This window comes from Myxococcales bacterium, from assembly GCA_016712525.1.
Lineage (GTDB): Bacteria > Myxococcota_A > Polyangia > Polyangiales > Polyangiaceae > JAAFHV01.
The window spans coordinates 1-19,724 of the sequence record JADJQX010000004.1 but is presented as its reverse complement, the minus strand read 5'-3'; the positions used below and the strand labels follow the sequence as shown (position 1 = coordinate 19,724).

At 67.7% G+C, this 19,724-nt stretch carries 16 protein-coding genes and 4 pseudogenes; 5 read left to right on the top strand and 15 right to left on the bottom strand.

Going from position 1 to position 19,724, the window contains the following annotated elements; all coding sequences use genetic code 11:
* Positions 1 to 151: 151 nt before the first annotated feature.
* From IPK71_11855 to IPK71_11815, 9 genes are all read right to left on the bottom strand, one after another.
* A complete protein-coding gene (locus IPK71_11855; GenBank protein MBK8214429.1) occupies positions 152 to 985 on the bottom strand; it encodes a hypothetical protein in 834 nt (277 codons plus the stop codon).
* A 275-nt stretch (positions 986 to 1,260) separates the two neighbouring features.
* The gene (locus IPK71_11850) at positions 1,261 to 2,187 is read right to left on the bottom strand and encodes a DUF2019 domain-containing protein (GenBank protein ID MBK8214428.1); all 927 of its coding nucleotides are present in this window, start codon (positions 2,185 to 2,187) and stop codon (positions 1,261 to 1,263) included.
* 114 nt (positions 2,188 to 2,301) lie between these two features.
* Positions 2,302 to 2,604 (bottom strand): hypothetical protein, encoded by a 303-nt coding sequence (locus tag IPK71_11845; protein MBK8214427.1) that lies wholly within the window; start codon positions 2,602 to 2,604, stop codon positions 2,302 to 2,304.
* Positions 2,605 to 3,092: 488 nt separating this feature from the next.
* The gene (locus IPK71_11840) at positions 3,093 to 3,488 is read right to left on the bottom strand and encodes a hypothetical protein (protein MBK8214426.1); all 396 of its coding nucleotides are present in this window, start codon (positions 3,486 to 3,488) and stop codon (positions 3,093 to 3,095) included.
* A 397-nt stretch (positions 3,489 to 3,885) separates the two neighbouring features.
* Complete coding sequence (locus IPK71_11835) at positions 3,886 to 5,448, bottom strand: hypothetical protein (GenBank protein ID MBK8214425.1); 1,563 nt, start codon at positions 5,446 to 5,448, stop codon at positions 3,886 to 3,888.
* Between the two features lie 246 nt (positions 5,449 to 5,694).
* On the bottom strand, positions 5,695 to 6,942 hold the full coding sequence (locus tag IPK71_11830) for a hypothetical protein (protein MBK8214424.1): 1,248 nt from the start codon (positions 6,940 to 6,942) through the stop codon (positions 5,695 to 5,697).
* Positions 6,943 to 6,976: 34 nt separating this feature from the next.
* Positions 6,977 to 7,252, bottom strand: a complete 276-nt coding sequence (locus IPK71_11825) for a hypothetical protein (protein ID MBK8214423.1) — start codon at positions 7,250 to 7,252, stop codon at positions 6,977 to 6,979.
* Positions 7,253 to 7,313: 61 nt separating this feature from the next.
* Positions 7,314 to 7,679 carry a hypothetical protein gene (locus tag IPK71_11820; GenBank protein MBK8214422.1) on the bottom strand — a complete coding sequence of 122 codons (366 nt, stop codon included), beginning with the start codon at positions 7,677 to 7,679 and terminating at the stop codon, positions 7,314 to 7,316.
* 863 nt (positions 7,680 to 8,542) lie between these two features.
* Positions 8,543 to 8,866: a hypothetical protein gene (locus IPK71_11815; protein MBK8214421.1), complete on the bottom strand. Its 324-nt coding sequence runs from the start codon at positions 8,864 to 8,866 to the stop codon at positions 8,543 to 8,545.
* Between the two features lie 405 nt (positions 8,867 to 9,271).
* Between IPK71_11815 and IPK71_11810 the strand changes: the two genes are divergently transcribed.
* Entirely contained in the window at positions 9,272 to 10,027 is a 756-nt protein-coding gene (locus tag IPK71_11810; protein ID MBK8214420.1) for a hypothetical protein, read from the top strand.
* On the opposite strand, the pseudogene IPK71_11805 reads toward IPK71_11810, so the two are convergent.
* A pseudogene (locus IPK71_11805) lies at positions 10,011 to 10,629 on the bottom strand (Uma2 family endonuclease). The gene IPK71_11810 and the pseudogene IPK71_11805 overlap by 17 nt on opposite strands.
* A 104-nt stretch (positions 10,630 to 10,733) precedes the next feature.
* On the opposite strand from IPK71_11805, the gene IPK71_11800 reads away from it, so the two are divergent.
* From IPK71_11800 to IPK71_11785, 4 genes and pseudogenes are all read left to right on the top strand, one after another.
* Positions 10,734 to 11,630: a prepilin peptidase gene (locus IPK71_11800; GenBank protein ID MBK8214419.1), complete on the top strand. Its 897-nt coding sequence runs from the start codon at positions 10,734 to 10,736 to the stop codon at positions 11,628 to 11,630.
* A 169-nt stretch (positions 11,631 to 11,799) separates the two neighbouring features.
* Positions 11,800 to 12,159: a DNA alkylation repair protein gene (locus IPK71_11795; GenBank protein MBK8214418.1), complete on the top strand. Its 360-nt coding sequence runs from the start codon at positions 11,800 to 11,802 to the stop codon at positions 12,157 to 12,159.
* 7 nt (positions 12,160 to 12,166) lie between these two features.
* Positions 12,167 to 12,413, top strand: a pseudogene (locus IPK71_11790) (DNA alkylation repair protein).
* A gap of 411 nt (positions 12,414 to 12,824) precedes the next feature.
* Positions 12,825 to 13,214, top strand: coding sequence for a hypothetical protein (locus IPK71_11785; protein MBK8214417.1), 390 nt, complete (start codon positions 12,825 to 12,827; stop codon positions 13,212 to 13,214).
* 176 nt (positions 13,215 to 13,390) lie between these two features.
* On the opposite strand, the gene trpS is transcribed toward IPK71_11785, so the two are convergent.
* From trpS to IPK71_11760, 5 genes and pseudogenes are all read right to left on the bottom strand, one after another.
* Positions 13,391 to 14,407 (bottom strand): tryptophan--tRNA ligase, encoded by a 1,017-nt coding sequence (trpS, locus tag IPK71_11780; protein MBK8214416.1) that lies wholly within the window; start codon positions 14,405 to 14,407, stop codon positions 13,391 to 13,393.
* Between the two features lie 75 nt (positions 14,408 to 14,482).
* On the bottom strand, positions 14,483 to 15,718 hold the full coding sequence (locus IPK71_11775) for a hypothetical protein (protein ID MBK8214415.1): 1,236 nt from the start codon (positions 15,716 to 15,718) through the stop codon (positions 14,483 to 14,485).
* Positions 15,719 to 15,872: 154 nt separating this feature from the next.
* Positions 15,873 to 17,159, bottom strand: a pseudogene (locus tag IPK71_11770) (citrate synthase).
* A gap of 336 nt (positions 17,160 to 17,495) precedes the next feature.
* Positions 17,496 to 18,318 (bottom strand): annotated as a pseudogene (locus IPK71_11765) (uracil phosphoribosyltransferase).
* A gap of 219 nt (positions 18,319 to 18,537) precedes the next feature.
* The gene (locus IPK71_11760) at positions 18,538 to 18,684 is read right to left on the bottom strand and encodes a hypothetical protein (GenBank protein MBK8214414.1); all 147 of its coding nucleotides are present in this window, start codon (positions 18,682 to 18,684) and stop codon (positions 18,538 to 18,540) included.
* Positions 18,685 to 19,724: the final 1,040 nt, after the last annotated feature.

Genomic DNA, 19,724 nt, shown 5'->3' with positions numbered 1-19,724 from the left:
TAGGGAATTCGGGCGCGCCACTGGTTCGTGAACACTTGATGTTCAGCCTCCGTGACCGCGACAGACATCATCTGGCTCTCTCTCTGGCAGAGACCCCACCGACGTTGGCGCCAAGCACTTGAAATCACGTGGGACGGCCGCCCTCCCCCCCTCAGTCCTCGCCCCCCTGGACCGGCTTGGCCGGCTCGGGGCTCCCGCCTTCGCTCTCTTTGCTCGAGCTCCCGCTCCGCCCCTTCACGGTGGCCATCGCCGTGCGCAGCGCTTCGAACTCGGCGAGCGCCGAGGGCCGGTTCCGGAAGATGAACGCCGCGGCGGCCCGCACCTCGTTGTAGAGCCGCCCCACCTCCGTGAACACCTTCGGCTGCAGCGCGATGAAGGTCCCCGCGCTCGACTGCGACGCACGGTACTGGTCCCGGATCGACTTCGCGAGCCGGAGCGCCTCGTCGTGATCGGTCGCGACGTAGTTCTTCGGGTCCTTCGCGAGCGCCTTCAGGTGCACGTCGTACAGGCCCGCGAGCCGCACGAGGTCCCGCGAGGTGTCGAGGTAGCCCGCACCGCGCCGGATGTCGGCGATCTCGCGCTCGGCCTCTTCGTTCCCTTCGAGGATGTAGCTCGCGCACTTGAGCATGCGCCGCTTCACCTCGTTTGCGCGGTCGACCGTCGCCGGGTCCACCTTCACGCCCGTCTGCGCCGCTTCTTCGCGCGCGCTCTCTACGACGATATGCAGCGCCGCCTCGCACGTGCGCTCGAGCTTCGCCAGGACGTCGGCCTCCATGAGCTTGCCCTCGAGCAACGCGAATAGCTCCGCCCGCCCGTCCGCTCGTGCCCTATCGACGAGCACGAGACCGGCAGTCGCCGCGAGCTCCAAATCGGCATTCATCGCGACGGTCTCGTCCTCCGGCAGAGACGCGAGCCGCTCCTTCAGGAGCGCAAAGGACTTGACGTGCGAGTCGACATTCGCCGCAGACTTCTTCGAGCTGGCCATGAATCCCCTCCCCTTCGTGTTTCGAGGTGGCGGAGATAAAAACGACGGCCGGATAGTTTGTCAAGCGGCTCGCGAGGAGAAAGTGGGGCCGCCTGCTGACGACGGCGCATTCCGGTCTGGGCGGCCTGCGCTCCACGAGACGCAGAGCGTCAGGGCACCAAGCGTCGCTCCGACCCCGGGTGCCACGCCCCACGGCTCGACGTGGCACCTCTCGCGCCAAAGCCTCCTCCTTCATGGGCAGCGTCGGAGGAGCACTCGTCTCCGGGGTGTCGCCGCTACTCAGGAAGCCTGTCCCGCCATCGAGCGAAGGCGGTCCGGTGCACCTCATGAGAGTCTCCTCCCGAGAACGACGGGTCGTTCGGAAGTGGCGAGCCAACATAGTACTCAGCTTTACTCCAGGGACCGTCTTCCCCGACAAACTCGATCTCTCGCCATGCCCCGTCCCTATACTCGAGGGAATCCCCCCACCAGTCGTACGTGCCAACCTCACGAATCAACAACTTGGGCATAACCATACCGCTCGGGTGTACCCCGACCACCGAATACACAACGGTCTCCTCCTCGTGTGGCAGCGCACGAAGGGGCTCTATCGACCACCTCAGCATGTCCGGGTCTCGGTCGTCCGTCACCTTCCAAACCTTCCCGGCTTTCACGTCCTTGAGCGGAATATCGCAAATCCGAATTTGCTGTCCTCCGGGCCCATTCTCCTCTGCGGCCGCATTCCCAACGAAGGAGAAAGGCGCGTCTTCATGTTGTTCCAGGCGTTCGCCGAGATCGTTCGAGGGCATACCTCCTTCCACACCGAGCTCGCCATTCGGTGAGGTTTGCACGCTTTCATGGGGAGATTCCTCCGGGTCCAACGCCCACACCCCCTCCTCCCAACGCTTCAGGCACTCGCCCGCCCCGAAGGCCACCATCCCTTCACCACGCGAAATCTCCTCGAGCACACGTCTCGCGTCTTGATGTCGGTGGCGAAGAAGACACGCTGCCGCCATCGACCTTACATCGTTTGGCCCCTCGAACATGAGTGGCACCAGTGCGTCCCGCCCCTCGTCGCCCATGGCATGCAGAGCTTGGAACGCAGCAATGTAACGTTTCGCGTGTTTGTTCCCAGTCGTTGCGTCCCCCCGCCTCATCGCTTCACCCTGCGCGAGCACGCCCTCTCGAAAGACTCGCACCAACTTCGCCGCTGGCTGATTCATCACCATACTCCGAAGCTCGAACTTCGTTCCCATCCGGCATCGCTCCGGCTGCCCCGCCCTGTCGACGAAAGCCACGAGGAGGACGAGCACCGCGAGGAAGCGCCGGTACATCGTTTAGTTCTGCAAGAGACGGTCGAGCTCGGCGACGATTTGGCTCACCCACTGCCGCTCCGTGAACCCATCCGAGCGAGGATCGTAGTCGCACCCGAACGATGGCGGCAGATTTTGGCTTTCGTCGTTAGCCGATTCGTTCAACCACTCTTCCAAGTCGTTCCGAATGCCAACGACCAGCGGGCGCGGAACGGTGGCTGCGTAATGCTTGATCACGTCCTGCCACGACGCGGCGCCCTCCGCGTCCCAATCCTGATGAAAGGAGCCACCGAAGAACTGTCTCAGTCTCTCGTCGCGCGTGTTCATGGTGCAGGAAACCCCGTGAGAATGAAGAACCCGCCTCGTCATGTTCCGGCATACGGCCTCCAACAGAAGCGCACGCCAACCGACATTGCTTTCCGCGTCGCTACCCGAAGCCTGGCGACCATGGCTCGGCGAGGAGCGCATCGATCTCGCCCGCGATCAGCTTTCGCCACATTTCGAGCGTCTCCTCCTTCGACACGCCCCGTCGATGTCTGGCGGCTCGCGTACCAAGGTGAAACAAGACAACGCGCCCACTGTTGTGGGCCGACAGATACCAGCCCGTATCCTCGTGGCATACCGACACGTCCGGTGCTCGTCATCCGCAACGAGCAGTCTGTCCCTGAGCGCGGGGAGCACGTCCAGCCCAGGGTCTTCTTCCTGCCAACGATCCCAGTGACTTATCGTGAACATAGAGATCCTCGACCTCCAACCTAGCTCGAGATGCCGGGCAAGCACGAACAACCCCGTACCCGTCGCGCGCTCGAGAGCCATTAGAACAACACCACGTCGCAATCGAGCACCCGAGCGCACCGTTCGACGAGCGGCCTGCACTGCACCTCGTGTTCGTCCGATGCATAGCCGAACTTGATCGGTTCCTCGGGAATCACATAGATTCTGAGGGCTCGGTCGGGCTCATCGCCAAATTCGACCACCAGCGCCTCACCGGGGGCAAGAGCTCGCAATCGCCCCGCTCGCGCCAAGGCAGCCTCGTAGCGGCCGAAGAAAGCGCGCGCGGGCATGCGCTCAATCCACGCAGCCATCCCCAGCGCTTGCCGCATACCCTCCGCGGCATCCGTCTTCACGATACGGAATTCTTTCTGAAGCCGAAAAACCACCTCGGCCGCTGGAAGGATAGCGCCCGTTCTGGGGTTCAGTTGATGCCCCATCTCTCACCTTTCAGGTACCAAACTTCGGCAAACATCCGAAATTAACCTGGATATCCTTCCGCCGCCACATCTCCCGTCCCGTCCGGCAGTAATACGAAGCCACTCCGTAGGTGTGAAACGCGGCCGCGACACCGGCATCCATCTCGTCCGAAAGTGCCAGACGCCTTCCACCGAAAGCGAAGGTTGTCTCGAGCTTGTTCGAGATGTTGCCCGTGCTCAGATCAACGACAACGGCAGAGTGCTCAAATGCGTCAATAGCGGCGCGCTTGCCAGTCGACGACGCAACAACAACCCTCCCTGCAAAGTCGATCAAAGCGTCACTCTCTCCCCACAAATACCGAAAGCCCCGCGATCCCACCAGGGGACCACGGGGCCATCTCTCACCCGCGGACGCGGGTCAGTTCTTCGTCGTCACGCGGAGCGTGGCGGCGCCGAACGTCACCGTCGAGTACGGCGAGTAGTAGACCACGATCGAGCCCATCGCCGGGACCGTCAGCCCCGTGAGGCACGAGTCGGCCGTGGCGATGCCGGCGGCCGTCGGGCAGAAGTCGTTCACCGTGGTGAGGCAGTTGCCGCGCGCGCCCGAGAGCGGGCCGTCGGGGCCGGGGTACGCCGCGATGACGCTGTCGAGCGGATCGTCGCCCGAGACGTCGACGAGCTTGTCGGCCGCCGACGGGTTCTCGAGGCGAATGTACCTGTAACCGACGACCGACGAGGAGAGCGACACGGGGCACGTGCCCGTCGAGGGCCGCTCGGTCGTCTTCGTGTTCACGAAGTTCACGGCCTGCGTGACCGTGTCGTTCGCGTTCGGACCGATCGTGAGCACGTGGTCGGGCACCGGCGCGACCTCGGCGCCGACGAAGTTCGTCTTCACGTCGATCGCGAGCTTCGACTGGGTCGCCGCCGACGTGTCGAGCATCGTGTGCACGATGATCGAGCCACCCGCGGGGATGTTGAGCGTGACGCGCTCGGGCGACGTGGTCGTGACCGCGCCCGTGCAGGCCGTACGATCCGCCGGGATGGTGCCACCGTCGTACACGGCGAACGTGACGGCCGGGCGCGTGGACGAGCCCGCCGGAATGGCGTTCGAGATCGTGACGTTGACGCTGTCGGCACCGGTGTTGTTGATCCGCACGTAGTGGTAGTGCGACTGGATCGTGGTCGACGTGGTCACAGGGCACGTGCCCGTGTTGAGCAGCGGGAGCTTGAGCGTGCCCGTCGTGGCGAAGTTGCCCGTTACGGTGGTGCCCGCGGTCTGCGACACGGTGAGCGCATCGAGCGGCCGCGGCGCGCACGCCTCGGGGGCGCCCTTCACGCACGCCTGCGAGCAGGTCTGCTTGCGCACGTTCTCGACCGGCGTGCACAGGCCCTCGAGGTACACGACCTCACCCTTGGCGCAGCCGCCCGCGACCTGGTTCAAACACGCGCCCTCTGTGTACGAGCACGTGGTGTCGCAGCGCTTCACTTGGTAGCCGCAGAAGCCGCACTCGCTCACGAGCACCTCGCCCGGGAGGCACGCGTCGGCCGCGGTCTTCTCGTTCGAGCAGGCCCCGTAGGCGCCCACGATGCGACCGGCCTCGCAGAGCGCGCTCTGGGTGCCACACTTGCCGCAGCGGCGCGAGATGACGTCGTTCACTTGCACGCCGGCCGGGCACATGTCGCCGGGCTTGGGCGCGAGCGGGTCGACCGGATCGCCAGGCCTCGTGGTCGGCGCGGCGTCGGCCGCGTCGGGCGTGGACGTGTCGGGCGTGGACGTGTCGGGCCTGCCGGTGTCGCGGCCCGAGTCGGGCGTGGACGTGTCGGGCTTGCCGGTGTCGGGCTTGCTCGTGTCGGGCGTCGACGAGTCGACCACGCCGTCGTCCGGCGGGTCCACCGCGACCACCTCGGTGGCGCAGCCGGCGGCCCACGCCATGCACAGCCCGATGGCAGAAACGGCGAACACACTCTTACGATTTCTCATGTCATTCTCCACACTTAGCGAGCCGCCACGCGACCCGTCGCCGTTTGGGGCGGCGTAGCGCAAAGTGGCCTCACTCCCGAGCTCGACCGGCCCCGCGCGGTTTACGGTAGTGTTGGAGACGTAGCACGGCCTGGCCCTCGCGCACGCGCGGACCGCACACCTGGCCTTCCGTTCAGGGCGCGAGCAACACGAAGGCCCCGCGCTCCGGAGTGGAACACGGGGCCCTCGAAGAGCTTTGCGCGAAGCTCAGTTCTTGGTGGTCACGCGGAGCGTGGTGTTGTTGAAGTCGTCGCCGAAGTACTCGGCGATGTAGACCACGATCGACCCGTTGGCCGGCACGGTCACACCCGTGAGGCACGAGTCGGCCGTGGCGATGCCCGCCGAGCACGTGTCGTTCGTCGAGCCGACGCAGTTCACGCGATCGGCCGAGAGCGGGCCGTCGGGGCCCGGGTAGATCGCGAGGACCGTGTCCTCCGGATCGTCACCCGAGACGTCGACCGTCTTGGCCATCGCGGTGGGGTTCACGAGGCGGACGTAGCGGTACGCCGTCGTCGTCGTGAGCGTGCGCGGGCAGGCGCCGCTCGTGCTCACGCGGGGAGCGACCTTGGTGGCCGAGAACGAGATGGACTGGGTGACCGTGTCGTTCAGGTTCGCGCCGATCGTGAGGATGTGATCCGGGGCCGGAGCCACCTCGGCGCCGATGAAGTTCGTCTTCACTTCGAGGGCGAGCTTCGCCTGCGTGGCGGTGCCCGAGTCGAGCATGGTGTGGAGGATGACCGAGCCACCCGCCGGGATGTTGAGGGTGAGCGACTCGGGCGACGACGTGGTCGTCGAGCCCGTGCACGCGAGGCGAGCGGCCGGGATGGCGGTGCCCGTGTAGGTCGCGAACGTCACCGCCGGGCGCGTGGAGCCCGCGGGGATGGCGTTCGTCACCGTGATGTTCACGCTGTCGGCGCCCGTGTTGTTGATGCGCACGTAGTGGTAGAGCGACTGGACCGTCGACGACGCCGTGACCGGGCACGTCCCAACGTTGAGGAGCGGAGCCTTGAGCTGCGCGGTCGTCGCGAAGTTGCCGGTCACGGTCATGCCCGCGGTCTGCGAGACCGTGAGCACGTCGAGCGGGCGCGGCGCGCAGGCCTCGGGCGAGCCCTTCACGCACGCCTGCGAGCACACCTGACGGCGAACGTCGGTCTGCGTCGGGCAGAGGCCCTCGAGGTAGGTGATCTCGCCCTTGGTGCAGCCGCCAGCGACCTGGTTGAGGCACGCGCCCTCGGTGTAGGAGCACGTGTTGTCGCAGCGCTTCACCTGGTAGCCGCAGAAGCCGCACTCGCTGACGATGATCTCGCCGGGAGGCACGCGTCGGCGTTGGTCTTCTCGTTCGAGCAGGCGCCACGCGCCCACGATGCGACCGGCCTCGCAGAGCGCGTTCTGGGTGCCGCACTTGCCGCAGCGGCGCGAGATGACGTCGTTGATCTGCACGCCGGCGGGGCACATGTCGCCCGTCTTCGGCGCGAGCGGATCGACCGGATCACCGGGCTTCGACGTCGGGGCGGCGTCGGCCGCGTCGACCGTGGTGGAGTCCGGCGTCGACGTCGGGCGTCGACGTGTCGGGGCGGCCCGTGTCGGGCTTCGACGAGTCGGGCTTCGACGAGTCGACCTTGCCCGTGTCGGCAGTCGACGAGTCGGCCGCGACGACGCCATCGTCCGGCGGGTCGACCACCACGGCCTCGGTCGCGCAGCCGACGACCGTTCCAACGAAGAGGCTCAAGGCCGAGAAGGCGATCACACCGTTACGAATTTTCATGTCATTCTCCACACTTACTTATCATCGCAGGGTCGTCGCCACCTCGGCCACGAATGCGGGCTCAGTTCGTCGTCGTTACTTGAAGGGTGTTCGTGTCGTAGACGCCGTCGGCCGTGTCTTGGCCGACGTAGACCACGACGCTTCCGTTGGCGGGGACGGTGACGCCGTTCAGACAGGCGTTGTAGTCGGCCGCCGTGCAGTCGTCGTTGTAGGTGCCGACGCACGCGCGCCGCGTGGCGAGCGTGGGCACGGCCGTGTAGACAGCCATGTATGAGTCGTCGCCGGCGCTGGTCGTCACGAGGTTCACGGTGCGATCGGCAGCACCACTGTTCGTGAGGCGCACGTACCTTGCTTCGACCTCGGAGCCCATCTTGACGACCGGGCACGGGTGCTCGCCGGTGTAGTCGACCGTGGCGTTGAGGCCCACCGTGGCCGGCGCGAACTTCGTCGTGCTGAACGTGAGGGGCCTGCGTGACCATGCTGCCCATGGTCTGCGAGATCGCGAGGGTGTGGTCGGGCATGCCCGCCACCTCGGCGCCCACGAAGTTCGTCACGACCTCGAGCGGGTAGGGCCCGGCCGCCGCCGCGCTGAGGCCGCCGACGTACACGAGCTGGCTGCCACCCGCCGGGATCGAGACCGTGAACCGGTTGATGCTGACGTGGTCTTGGCAGGCGACGCGGTCGGCCGGAAGCGAGGTGCCCGCGTAGGCCGCGAAGACCGCGTCCTCGGTCGCGCTCTTGTTGACCACGGTCACGTTCGCGGGCTGCGCGCCGGCGTTCGTGAGCATCACGTACCCGAACACCGACATGATGCTCGCGTGGAGCTGCGTCGGGCAGAAGGGCACGTTGAGCGCGAGCGCCTTGCGCGTGGCCTCGACCGTAAGCGTCTGGGTGACCTTTGCCGCCCGCGGTCTGGGCGACCGCGATCGACACGTCGGCGCCGCGCGGCGCGCACGGCCCAGGGGGTGCCGAGCTGACAGGTCGCCGAGCACTCCTGGCGCTTCACCTCGTTCGGGTCGGCGCACGTCGCGACGGAGCGCACCGAGCCGGCCACGCAGCCCCCGGCGACCTCACCCGTGCACGCGCCCGTCACGTAGGCGCACGTGGTGTCGCACTGGACCGACTGGCGCCCGCAGGTGCCACACGCCTGCGATTTGCGCTCTCCGGGGAGGCACGCGGTGGGCTCGGTGCGCTCGTTCGAGCACGCGCCGTACGCCCCGACGACGCGCCCCACGTCGCAAAGGGCGCGCTGGGTGCCGCACTTGCCGCAGCGGCGGTCGATCGTGTCGTTCACCTGCACGCCGGTGGGGCACGGGTCGCCGGGCTTCGGCGCGAGCGGATCGAACGGGTCGCCGGGGCGATCGCCCGAGGCCGCGTCCCCACCCGCGTCGACGGGCACCGCGCTGTCGGGGCGGCTCGCGTCGGCCGGGTGGCCGAGTCACGGCCCGCGTCTTTCGTGGGGGCGTTGCGATCGGTGCTCGCGTCGACGGACGTGATCGTGCCGCCGTCGCTCTCTTCTTCGACGACGACGACGGCCTCGGAGCACGCCTGGAGCGAGCCCACGATCCCAGTCAACACCGCGAAAACACCGAAGAATTTGCTACGTGAAACCATACTTTTGCCTCCCGCCCCACAAGGCCGTGTGCGAGCGCGTGGTATGGCCGCAACCTCCTCCATTCAAGGGAGAAAGCGCCGATCCATCCCGACGGAGGACCACTTTCGTCCTCGGTCGTCTTCGGCACGTGCGGGCCTCTTCCCGCACCGGCGAGGGCCCTTCCCCGAGGTGGCGTGAGCGCTGGGCCATCGGGGATCCACACACGAAGCGCCGATCCTTCGGAGCTCGCGCCCCGAGGGCACGTCGCGCCCCGACCGAGACGCCCGAAAGACGTAGCCAGCGCGTGCGCTCCCCGTATTCTGAGAGCTTCCTCGGAGGCTCGACATGCGGCTTGGTTCTCGTAGGAGGCCTCGCGCGGCGCACTCTCATCAACGAGGGCTTCGGCTTCGCGCGCCATCGGCCACGTGTTCGTGCGCGTCGACTGCGGCGCCATCGCCGGCAAGCCCGCCACCTCGCGCCAGGTCGGGCAGACGTCCACGGGCGACGAGTTCCGCACCATGGTGCTCAAAGAGAAGGCCGGCCTCGGCGTGCTCTTTCCGCACCGTGCCCGCGCCCTCGAGACCGAAGCGGAGCTCGACGCCACGCTGAAGGATCGCTACGCGTCGGGCCGCATCGGCACGATTCGCTACGGCATCTCGGGCGAGGCCTGCCACGCGCTGCTCGACTACGTGAAGGAGTACGACAAACGCGACGTGGAGGACGAGTACGGCTTCGTGCGCCCGCTCTACCAGGAGGGCTCGGGCTGCTCGGCGTTCGGCATGTCGTTCCTGCGGCTCGCGGGCCTCATGGAGCCGTACATGGGCCAAGAGTGGAAGTTCGACGTGCGCATCCCCATGACGCTCATCGGCGGCACCACGAACCCGGGCAACGAGGTCTCGGTCGCGCGGCTCTTCACGCTCGGTCGCGGCTGGGCCTCCCCCACCGAGCCGCACCTCCGCCTGAACGGCTGGGACCCGACGCTCATGTACAAGTCGATCGAGCTCCGCGCGAAGCAGGGCCTGAAAGACGGCAGCGTGAAGGTCGAGAAGCGCGGCCGCGCCCTCGGCCTCGTGGTCGACAAACGAACCGCGACGCCCTCGCCGCGCCTCACGAGCCGCGAGTTCTTCAGCGGCCCCCCCGCCCCGAACGACGCGAAGCGCTTCCTCACCGCCGACGAGTGATCGCGGGCGCGCTCACCTCTCCCAAAGGGCCCGCGAGCCGGAGCGCGAACGACGCGACCGGCTCTGCGTGGACGATGTCGTCCCCTCCATGGACAGCCGCGAGCACGTACCGCGGCCCGAGGCTCGTCCGCGCCTCGAGCGTGAAGATCTCGAGCGTCTTCGACTCCGGGTCGACGAGCCACACGACAGGCACGCCCTCGCGCGCGTAGGCCTCGGGAGCTTCTTTCCGCGATCGAGGCGCGCGGTGGCCGCCGAGAGGACCTCGCAGATCCAGTCGGGCGCCACCGTGAAGTACGCGACCTCAGGCAGCTCGGGCATGGTCGTCCGACGCCACCCCGCGAGATCGGGGACGAGCACGTCGCCCCCGAGGTGGAGCTCCGGCTCGAAGAGGAGAATCCATCCCCCCTCACCTCCCCCGCTGCCCATGTCGAACGGCCCGCCGAGCGTCATCCCGAGCCGCGAGCTCACGCGCGCATGCGAAGCGCTCGGGCGAGGCTGCGCATGGAGAACCCCCGCCACGAGCTGCCCCGTACGTGCTCCGGGAGGCCGAGGATGTCCTCGTACGTGGCGCGCCTGTCCGGCGCGGTGATAGCGCACAGCATAGCAGCCCGAGGCTGCGGGCGTCGAACCGGCCACCTCCGTCGCGAGGGCCGAGTCGCGCGCGGGCACCTAGCCTCGCCCACGTTCTGGTATCGTCTCGGGTCGTATGCCCATCGCCACCCTGCCCCCGTGGTTCTTCCGCCTCTTCGGCGCGCTCTTCGGGCTCGTGTGGGGCAGCTTCCTCAACGTGGTCATCTACCGCGTGCCGCGCGAGCTGTCGGTCGTGTCGCCCCCGTCGCACTGCCTCGCGTGCAAAAAGCCCATTCGCCCGTGGAACAACCTGCCGCTCGTCTCGTGGTTCCTCGTGGGCGGCAAGGCCGGCTGCTGCGGCGCGAAGGTGAGCCCGCGCTACCCGCTCGTCGAGGCGCTCGGCCTCGGCATCGGCCTGGCCCTCACCGAAACATGCATCTTGCAGCATTCGGGCGAGTGGGAGCTCCCGCGCGCGCTCGCGGTCTACGGCGCCACGTTCGCGGTGGCGATGGCGCTCGTCGCGGCCACCTTCATCGACCTCGACTTCATGTACATCCCCGACTCGATCTCCATCGGCGGGGCCATCATCGGGGCGGCCACGTCCACGCTGCGCGGCATGTCCCTCGTCGACTCGCTCGCGAGCGGGATAGGCTCGTTCGTGGTGCTCGCGGGCTTCGATCGCCTCTACAAGGCCATTCGCGGTCGGAGCGGCCTCGGCATGGGCGACTGGAAGCTCCTCATGCTCGCCGGCGCGTGGTTCGGCTACCGGGGCGCGTTCTTCGTGCTGCTCGCGGGGTCGATCCAGGGCTCGGTCGCGGCGCTCGGCATGCGCCTCTTCGGCATCAAGCTGGCCCTGCCCGAGGGCGTGCTCGAGGAGCGGCGTGAGCTGAAGAAGCTCGCCGACGAGGGCGACGAAGAGGCCAAGAAGCTCCTCGAAGAAGACCTCCTGAACGACGTCGACGAGAAGGGCGAGGGCGACGTGCTCCAGTCGGCGCTCGCGTTCGGCCGGTGCCTCGTGCTCGGCTGGTTCTAGTACCTCTTCTTCGGGGAGCACATCTTGCTTCACTAAGACGACTGGCTCAGGCTCATCCTCGGGTGACCATGACGAAGGTGCGACCCATGGCTCGCCGAGGTGCGGCGAGGGCTCGAAGAGCGCGCGGATCCCGAGCGCGCCGCGCAGATGCGCGCCCACAAAGTCGTCCATGCCGTACGCGGGCGTAGGCATGCCCGAGGCGAAGCGCCTCTTCAAAGAGGTCTTCGCGAGGTACCCCGAGGGCACGCCTTCGCGTCGCCCGTTCGACGACGAGGCCCGCTTCTTCGCCGACGTGCGCGCCATCTGGGACGGCGCCCGCGTGCGCGAAGAGAGGTACGCCGCGCTCGAGCTGCTCACCTGCACGCGCGCCAAGAAGGTGCGCACCCCGAGCGTCGTGCCGCTCCTCCGGCACGTGGTGGTGACCGGCGCGTGGTGGGATCTCGTCGACTGGGCCGCCCCGAAGACCCTCGGCCCGCTGCTCGTGACGCACCCGCGCGAGGCCGCCAAGGTCGTGCGCGTGGGCCCGTGAGGACGACATCTGGCTACGGCGGAGCGCTGTCTTGGCGCAGCTCCACGCGAAGGCCCGGACCGACACGAAGCTCCTCGAGGACGCGCTCGCCCCCTCTCTCGGAGACCGCGAATTTTTCCTCGCCAAGGCGATCGGGTGGGCGCTCCGCGAGTACGCGAAAGACCGACGAGGCCTGGGTCCGTCGTTACCTCGAGGCGCACCGCGATCGCATGGCCAAGCTCTCCGTCCGCGAGGCGGAGAAGCACCTCGTCTGAGCCTCCCCCGAGCGCAGGACACGTTCCGTCCTCTCCCCGGGGAGAGGCCCTCCCACGCTGCTTGGCGGACGGATCCGGTCCGGCTCAGGTGGATCCTGCGTTTCGGCATCTTTCCGGAACTGCTGCGAAAACCCCGAGGTTCGAGGCAGCTCGAGCGTGGCACGGCCGATGCTTAAGGGCTCGGCATGACTGCTCGATGGCTCTCGCCCCTCCTCGTTGCTCTCCCCTCCTCGCGGCCGGCTGCGCCGCCGACACGACCGAGCCTTCGGAAGAAGACGCCGCGGTCACCGCCGAGGACGACTCCGCCCCCAGGCTCAGGAGCCGCTCCCGAACTTCCGCGAAGTCTCGCCGGGCCTGCTCCGCGGCGGTCACCCGAACACGGCGGGCATCCAGGAGCTCAAGCGCCGCGGCGTGAAGGTCATCGTCGACCTCGAGATCGCCGACTACATCGAGGCGACGCCCGGCGTCATCGCCCAAGAGCTGCGCGACGCGAAGGCCGCGGGCATCCCCGTGGTGCGCTTCCCCATGAGCGCGTTCGAGCCGGCGGTGAGCCAGCGCTTCGACGACCAGATGACGGCCGCGATGACCCAGCTCGCGAAGGCCTCGCCCTCGAACCTCACGTACGTGCACTGCCGCCACGGGCGGGATCGCACCAGGCTCGTCGTCGGACTCCACCGCGTCGAGAACCAGAAGGTGGCGCCGAAGGCGGCCTACGAAGAGATGAAGGCCCTCGGCTTCCGCACCTACTTCATCGGCCTCCGCGAGTACTTCGAGCGCCGCACCAAGACCGACGTCGACTGACCCGAAAAAATCGAGCCGCGCGGACCTCCGCCGAAAACGAAAAAGCCTCGTCTCACGGCGAGGCTTTTTCATAGGGTTTCGGGCCCCTCGCCCTCGTCATTCCAGGCGCCTGGAAATTTTTCCAGGCGCCTGGAATGGAAAAGACCCTCGCCCCGAGGGGCATCGGGCGCGTGCCGTCAGGGGCGCATGCGGAGGTCGCGCAGGCCGTAGTCGAGGCGCATGGCCTGCTTCGCGAGGTAGAGCGTCTCCTCGGCCACGCGGTTCGCGCGGTCGGTGTGCGCGCGCAGGATCTCGAGCACGCGCGCGTCGCCCTTCTCGCCCTCGAGCGCGGCCCTCCGCTCACGCATGGGGGCGAGCGTCTCCTCGAGGGCGGCGGCGATGTCGGCTTTGACGTGGCCGTCGCCGATGTTGTCGCCGCGCGAGGAGCGGTCCTCGAGCTCCTTCACCTTGGGTTCGTCCTTGATGAACGCGCGCACGTAGGTGAAGAGCGCGTTCGTGATGTCGCCCGGCTCGGTCATCGACTGGCGGCCCGTGTAGAGCTGCCCGAGCTTCTTTTTGACCTCTTTGGTGGAGTCGGTCAGGTAGATCACGTTGCCGAGGCTCTTCGACATTTGTTCTTCCCGTCGGTGCCGGGGGAGGCGGCCGATGCGCCCCACGAGCGCCTGCGGGATGCCGAAGACGCCGCCGTTCGGGAGGTGCTCCTCGTCGGGCATCTCGGGGGCGACCTTCGTGTACGTCCAGTTGAACCTCCGCGCGACCTCGCGGCACATCTCGATGTGCGCGACCTGATCCTCGCCGACCGGGATGAGCTCGGGCCGAAACGCGAGGATGTCGGCGCACTGACCGACCGCGTAGAGCGGGAAGCCGAAGCTGTACCGATCGCCGAGATCCTTGAGCTCGATCTCGGTCTTGAGCGTGGGGTTTCGCATGACCCGGTTGAACGGGAGCAGCATCGCGAAGTACCACGAGAGCTCGGCGATCGCGGGGATCTCGGTCTGGAGCACGAGCGTCGAGCGCTCTGGATCGATGCCCGCGGCGAGCCAGTCCTTCGCGATCTCGAGCGTGTCCCTGCGGATATCGTCGGGGCGATCGGCGCGCGTCGTGAAGGCGTGCATGTTCGCGAGCAAGAAGAAACACTCGTAGTCGTCTTGCAGGCGGACGCGGTTCTCGAGCGACCCGACCCAGTGGCCGATGTGAGGCGGCCCGTGGGCGTGTCACCGGTGAGGATGCGAGGGCGAGGCGTAGAAGGAGCGGTCACGCGCCCACCCCTACCGCGAGTGGGCGCGTTTTTTCCCGGATATGTCGCCGCGACTCAGAGGTCTTGGGCGACCGCGCAGCCCGCGCCGTCGACGTGGAGCTTGCGGCCGTCGATGGTGACCTTGGGGCCCTTGCCGTCGTCGGTGTAGCCCACCGTGGCCACGATGCGCTTCTTGGCCGCGTCGAACACCACGTACGTGACGCTGGGATCGTCCGTGCTGCAGGCCGACGACACCGGCGTGTCGTTCTCGCCGCACTCCGGTGAGCTCGCCGCCGTCCGCCTCGCACACGGGGACGCGCATGCCCGCGGCGTGCACGACCTTGACGAGCCTGAGCCCGGACGACTCGCTCGTCGTCACCGAGATGTCCCCGCCGCACGGGAAGTCGTAATACGTAGACACCGTGTCGACGCCGAAGAGGAGCCCGTCCGGCGTCTTCAGGTAGGGGTGAATCTCCCACGCGCCGCCGCCGTCCTCGCCGCCCGCTTGGTACGCCACGACGAAGTCTTGGGCCTCCTTGGGGATGCGCGCGAAGAGCCCGGTCTTCGCCTCGTCGTTCGAGCCGACCTTGGTCTGGTCCTTCGCCTCGGTCTTCAGCGCGTCGAACATCGCCTGGAAGTCTTTCGCGAGCTTCGCGCGGGTGTTCTGGGTCTCGACGTCGGCCACGCAGGTCGACGTGCCCGCCTTGGTGGCCGCGGCCTTGGTGGGCGCGAGCACGTTCGACTTGGCGACCGACGCCTTGGCCTCCTCGGCGTGCCCCAGCTTCTCGGCGACGAGCCCGTGGTTGTAGTGGATCTGCCCGAGCAGCTTCGGGTCCTTGGTCGACGCCTCGGCCTCACGCAGATCTTTGCGCGCGTCGTCGAGCTTGCCCGCGAGGAGCTTCGCGTAGCCCCGCTCCGAGAGGGCGCGTGCATCCCCGGGGAGGGCCTTGAGCGCCGCGTCGAAGGCCGCGATGGCCTCGTCGTACTTCTTCGCGAGCGTCGCCGCGCGCCCTTTCTTGAGGGCCTCGGTGTAGGCCTTCGCGGTCTCCTTCGAGATGGCCGTCTTCCCCTTTGGAGCGGCGGAGGAGCTCGCCTGGGGCGCGGCGGAGGCCTGTGCCTTCGCGCTCGCAGACGCTTGCGGTGCCGACGCCGTGGACGCCTGTGGTGCGGCGCTCGCGGCGGGCTTCTGCCCCTCCGGTTCGGATTGGTGCGCGGCGACCGTGAGAGACGAGGCGAGGAGCACGAACGACAGGCGAGAGAGCTTCATCGTGCCCCCAGGCTTTCACGAAACGGGCGCGCCTGGAACGTGGTGCGTCCCCACGGAGAGAATGAATAATGGTGTCGAGCGCTTGCGCGACGCCACAAAAGCCGAAAGGCCACCCGGGGGCGGCCTTCCGACACACACGAGCGAGAGGCGTCGCTCAGGGGCGCTTCTCGAGCGGCACGAAGTCGCGCGCCGTGGCGCCCGTGTAGATCTGGCGCGGGCGGCCGATCTTGGTGCTCGTGTCTTCCATCATCTCCTTCCAGTGCGACACCCAGCCGGGCAGGCGACCGAGCGCGAACATGACGGTGAACATGTTCGTGGGGATGCCGAGCGCGCGGTAGATGATGCCCGAGTAGAAGTCGACGTTCGGGTAGAGCTTCCGCTCGACGAAGTACGGGTCCTTGAGGCCGCCTCTTCCGAGCTGCTTCGCGATGTCGAGCAGCGGGTCGTGCACGCCGAGCGACGAGAGCACCTTGTCGGCCGCGGCCTTGATGATCTTCGCGCGCGGGTCGAGTTCTTGTAGACGCGGTGGCCGAAGCCCATGAGGCGGAAGGACGAGTTCTTGTCCTTCGCGAGGGCGACGTACTTGGTGACGTCGCCGCCGTCCTTCTGGATGGCCTCGAGCATCTCGATGACCTCTTGGTTGGCGCCGCCGTGGGCGGGCCCCAGAGGGCGAGGATGCCGGCGGCCATGCTCGCGAAGATGTTCGCGCGCGAGCTGCCGACGAGGCGCACCGTGGACGTCGAGCAGTTCTGCTCGTGGTCGGCGTGCAGGATGAGGAGGAGGTTCATGACCTTCTCGATCTCCGGGTCGACCGTGTAGGGCTCGGCCGGCACGCTGAACATCATGTTGAGGAAGTTCGCGCAGTACGACAGCGAGTTGCGCGGGTAGACGAACGGCTGGCCGATCGACTTCTTGAACGCGAACGCCGCCATCGTGCGGATCTTCGAGATGAGGCGCGCGTACGTGATCTCGAGCTGCTCCTTGTTCGCGAAGTCGACCTCTTCGGGGTAGTAGGTCGAGAGCGAGCACACCATGGCGGAGAGCACGGCCATCGGTGCGCCGTCGACGGGAAGCCGTCGAAGAAGTGCTTCATGTCCTCGTGGATGAGGGAGTGGCGCGTGAGGAGCGTGCGCCAGCGCGAGCTCCTTCTCGTTCGGCAGGTCGCCGAAGATGAGCAGGTACGCCACCTCGATGAACTCGCAGTGCTCGGCGAGCTGCTCGATCGGGTAGCCGCGGTAGCGCGCAAGATGCCCTGCTCGCCGTCGAGGAAGGTGATGGAGCTCGTCGTCGACGCGGTGTTCATGAACGCCGGGTCGATGGTGACGAGGCCCGTCTTGGCGCGCAGGTTCCCGATGTCGATCGCGCGCTCGTTCTCGCTCCCGGTGACGACCGGGGCCTCGAACGTCGCATCCTTGATCTTGATCTCTACCTTCTCGGTCACGGTGGCCTCCACGGGGGGCTAACGGTGCTTTCGGGGACGGGGCTTACAGAGTCGTCAATCGAGCCGCGGCCGCAGCTCTGGAGCCCGCGTTTATACCTAGGTTTTGCCGCAACGCGAACACCAAACCTGGTGCACTGCGCAATGGTTTTTGCGGGCACCTCGGCCGTTCGTCAAGCCCTTGGAATTGAAGGACTTTTGTAGCCGAGAGGGCTCACGATGGGCCGCACGCCCGTTCAGGAGCGTGACGAACCTCGAGCTTACGATGCCGCACGCGCTCGGCACGTCGCGGCGATCGCGAGCCCGGCGCCGTCGAGCGGGCGCCGGTCCACATGCAGACTACACCCAAGCGTTGTTGGAGGATCTCTCCGACGCCGCCTGCCCCGGGCACGATGTACTGGTGCTCGTCGAGGCCGCGCTCTTCGCTCCAGCGTTTGCCGGGCGTGGTAGCGAGCACGTCGGCCGGGGAGAGGCCGCGGTCGAGGCGGAGCGCGTAGATCACCGTGTCGGGGTGCTTGTCGAGCACGTTGCGAATGTACTCGGGCGTGACGATGAGGTGCATCGTGATGCACTCTTGGGCTTGCCCTCGAGCCGCGTTTTGTAGTGCGTGAGCGCGCTGTTGAGCGAAAGAGCCCGTGGCCCCATCGGGTCGGGGAACACCAAGATGCGGTCCTCGACGTCGCGGCCGATCTTCGCGTCGTGCCAGGTGGCGCCGACCACCTTCCCGTCGGCGTCGGTCGCGCGGGACATGAAGAGGTGGTCTTGCCGGACCCCCGCGGGATCGAGGACCTCGTTCAAGAGCTCGTAGACGACCTGCGAGGGCATGGTGCCCGCGCGCGCGATGCCGATCGTGACCACCTGCGTGTTGGGATCGATCGCGGGCCCGCGGTAGACGGCCTCAAGCGCTTTGATCACCATGCGCGTGGGCACGGCCACACGCTCGCGCGGGAACTCGGCCGCGACCATCACCTCGGAGAGCTTCTCGTAGAGCGTGCGCACGAGCCGCCCGACCTCGGGCTGGACGGTGTCGCGCGCGCAGAGGCGGGCGAGCTGCGTCCACGCGAGCGGATCGTCGAGCAGGTGCGTTGGGCCCGTACTCGTGGGCGATCTCGAGGGGACGGTAGCGGCTCGTGGCGTACGCACTTTGCGACCATGCGCGCATCATGGCCCGGCTCGGGCTACGCGTCTACCGTCACGCCGCTCGTCGACGCCGCCCTCGGAGCCACGAGAGCACGACGGCCGACACGGCGAGTGGCCATCCGCCCGCCGACAGGCCGCGACCCGAAATCGAGCAACCGGCGAGCTCGTGCCCGGCAGAGCGGCTCGGCGCAGGCTCGGCCGCCGTGCGGAGGGAGACCTCGGCGCGCGCGGGGCTGCCCCTTCACGGTCGCGACGAGGGCCGGAGCCCACCGCTCCGGGTGTGAGCGTACGTGAGCAGCTCTCCGCCCGGCCCGATCGGTTTGCCGCCGAGAACGAGGTCGAACGGAGCGCCATGGAGGATGGCGCCCTCTCCGTCCTTGGCCTGCACGCGTAAACGTGAAGCGCTGCTCCTTGTCCGCGGTCTTCGACGGCGGGTTCAGCTCGTCGGCCTGGGAGAAGATCTCGATTCCGGCGACGGCATCCGGCCCGACCACCTGCATCGGGAGGACCAGGAGGCTTAGCCGGCGCGCGCCTCGAGCTCTCCCGCCACCTTGGCCGAAGCCGAGAGCTCGGCGAGCTCGAGATCGGTCGTCTCGGCGACGGGCTCGGCCGTGACTCCGGCCGGGATCGTATAGGTGACCCCGGCGCGGCCACGGGCTCTCGCCCGTCCGCGGCGAAGAGCTTCGTTGCCACGTCGCCCGGCCCCTTTCGACCTGGCGAAGGACGGTCATCTTCCCAGGGGCCTCCGGCTTCCGGTCGCCTTCGGTCGGGAGGTCCACCTGGGAGGCGAGCGCAGCGAGGTAGGGAGAGACCTCGAGGCGTCGTGCGGGAGGACCTCGACGGGGAGGTCCACCGTGGTGCCGTCCGCGCCGACAGAACCGGACCGTGGCCTTCCTTCCGCGAAGGCGCGCGGACCCGGACCGTGGCCCGGCGGCATTCGTCCGAGAGAGCGGTCGTCCCCACGACGCGCAGGATTTCGGGCTTGTCCACGGGTGATCGCGACGCGGATTATCTTTCGTCGTCGCGACGGACGACGCGACGATCGGGCCGCCACGCCGTCAGATCGCGATGGGCCTGTTCGCGACGCCTCCACACACGGCGTCCGGAGACGAGCGAGAGTTTCGGCTCCACGTCGCAACCTCGACCCACGTTCTCTTCCTTGCCCGAGGTGCATCCGAGCAACAAAGCCAACGTGCCGAGCGCGATGGTCGGGCGAAGGTCCCTCGGCGCTGGGCGGCGGAGCAAGGCGAAAGCGCGCCGCCGATATTCAGCGATTCCGTTCGTCTCCGGCTGGCCCCGTGACGGGACGACGACGTCCGCGCGGGACACGGTGATCAGGCGCGCTTTGCCGCACGGCGCATGCCCGTGACCGCTGGGGCGCGTCCATCGTTGCCTTCCCTCGCGCCCAGTGCCCTGCGTCGACCTGGG

Coding starts and splice junctions, on each gene's coding strand:
- IPK71_11855 (MBK8214429.1), bottom strand. CDS start 985: ATGGCCAGCTCGAAGAAGTCTGCGGCGAATGTCGACTCGCACGTCAAG.
- IPK71_11850 (MBK8214428.1), bottom strand. CDS start 2,187: ATGAATCAGCCAGCGGCGAAGTTGGTGCGAGTCTTTCGAGAGGGCGTG.
- IPK71_11845 (MBK8214427.1), bottom strand. CDS start 2,604: ATGAACACGCGCGACGAGAGACTGAGACAGTTCTTCGGTGGCTCCTTT.
- IPK71_11840 (MBK8214426.1), bottom strand. CDS start 3,488: ATGGGGCATCAACTGAACCCCAGAACGGGCGCTATCCTTCCAGCGGCC.
- IPK71_11835 (MBK8214425.1), bottom strand. CDS start 5,448: ATGAGAAATCGTAAGAGTGTGTTCGCCGTTTCTGCCATCGGGCTGTGC.
- IPK71_11830 (MBK8214424.1), bottom strand. CDS start 6,942: ATGTGCCCCGCCGGCGTGCAGATCAACGACGTCATCTCGCGCCGCTGC.
- IPK71_11825 (MBK8214423.1), bottom strand. CDS start 7,252: ATGAAAATTCGTAACGGTGTGATCGCCTTCTCGGCCTTGAGCCTCTTC.
- IPK71_11815 (MBK8214421.1), bottom strand. CDS start 8,866: ATGGTTTCACGTAGCAAATTCTTCGGTGTTTTCGCGGTGTTGACTGGG.
- IPK71_11800 (MBK8214419.1), top strand. CDS start 10,734: ATGCCCATCGCCACCCTGCCCCCGTGGTTCTTCCGCCTCTTCGGCGCG.
- IPK71_11795 (MBK8214418.1), top strand. CDS start 11,800: ATGCCGTACGCGGGCGTAGGCATGCCCGAGGCGAAGCGCCTCTTCAAA.
- IPK71_11775 (MBK8214415.1), bottom strand. CDS start 15,718: ATGAAGCTCTCTCGCCTGTCGTTCGTGCTCCTCGCCTCGTCTCTCACG.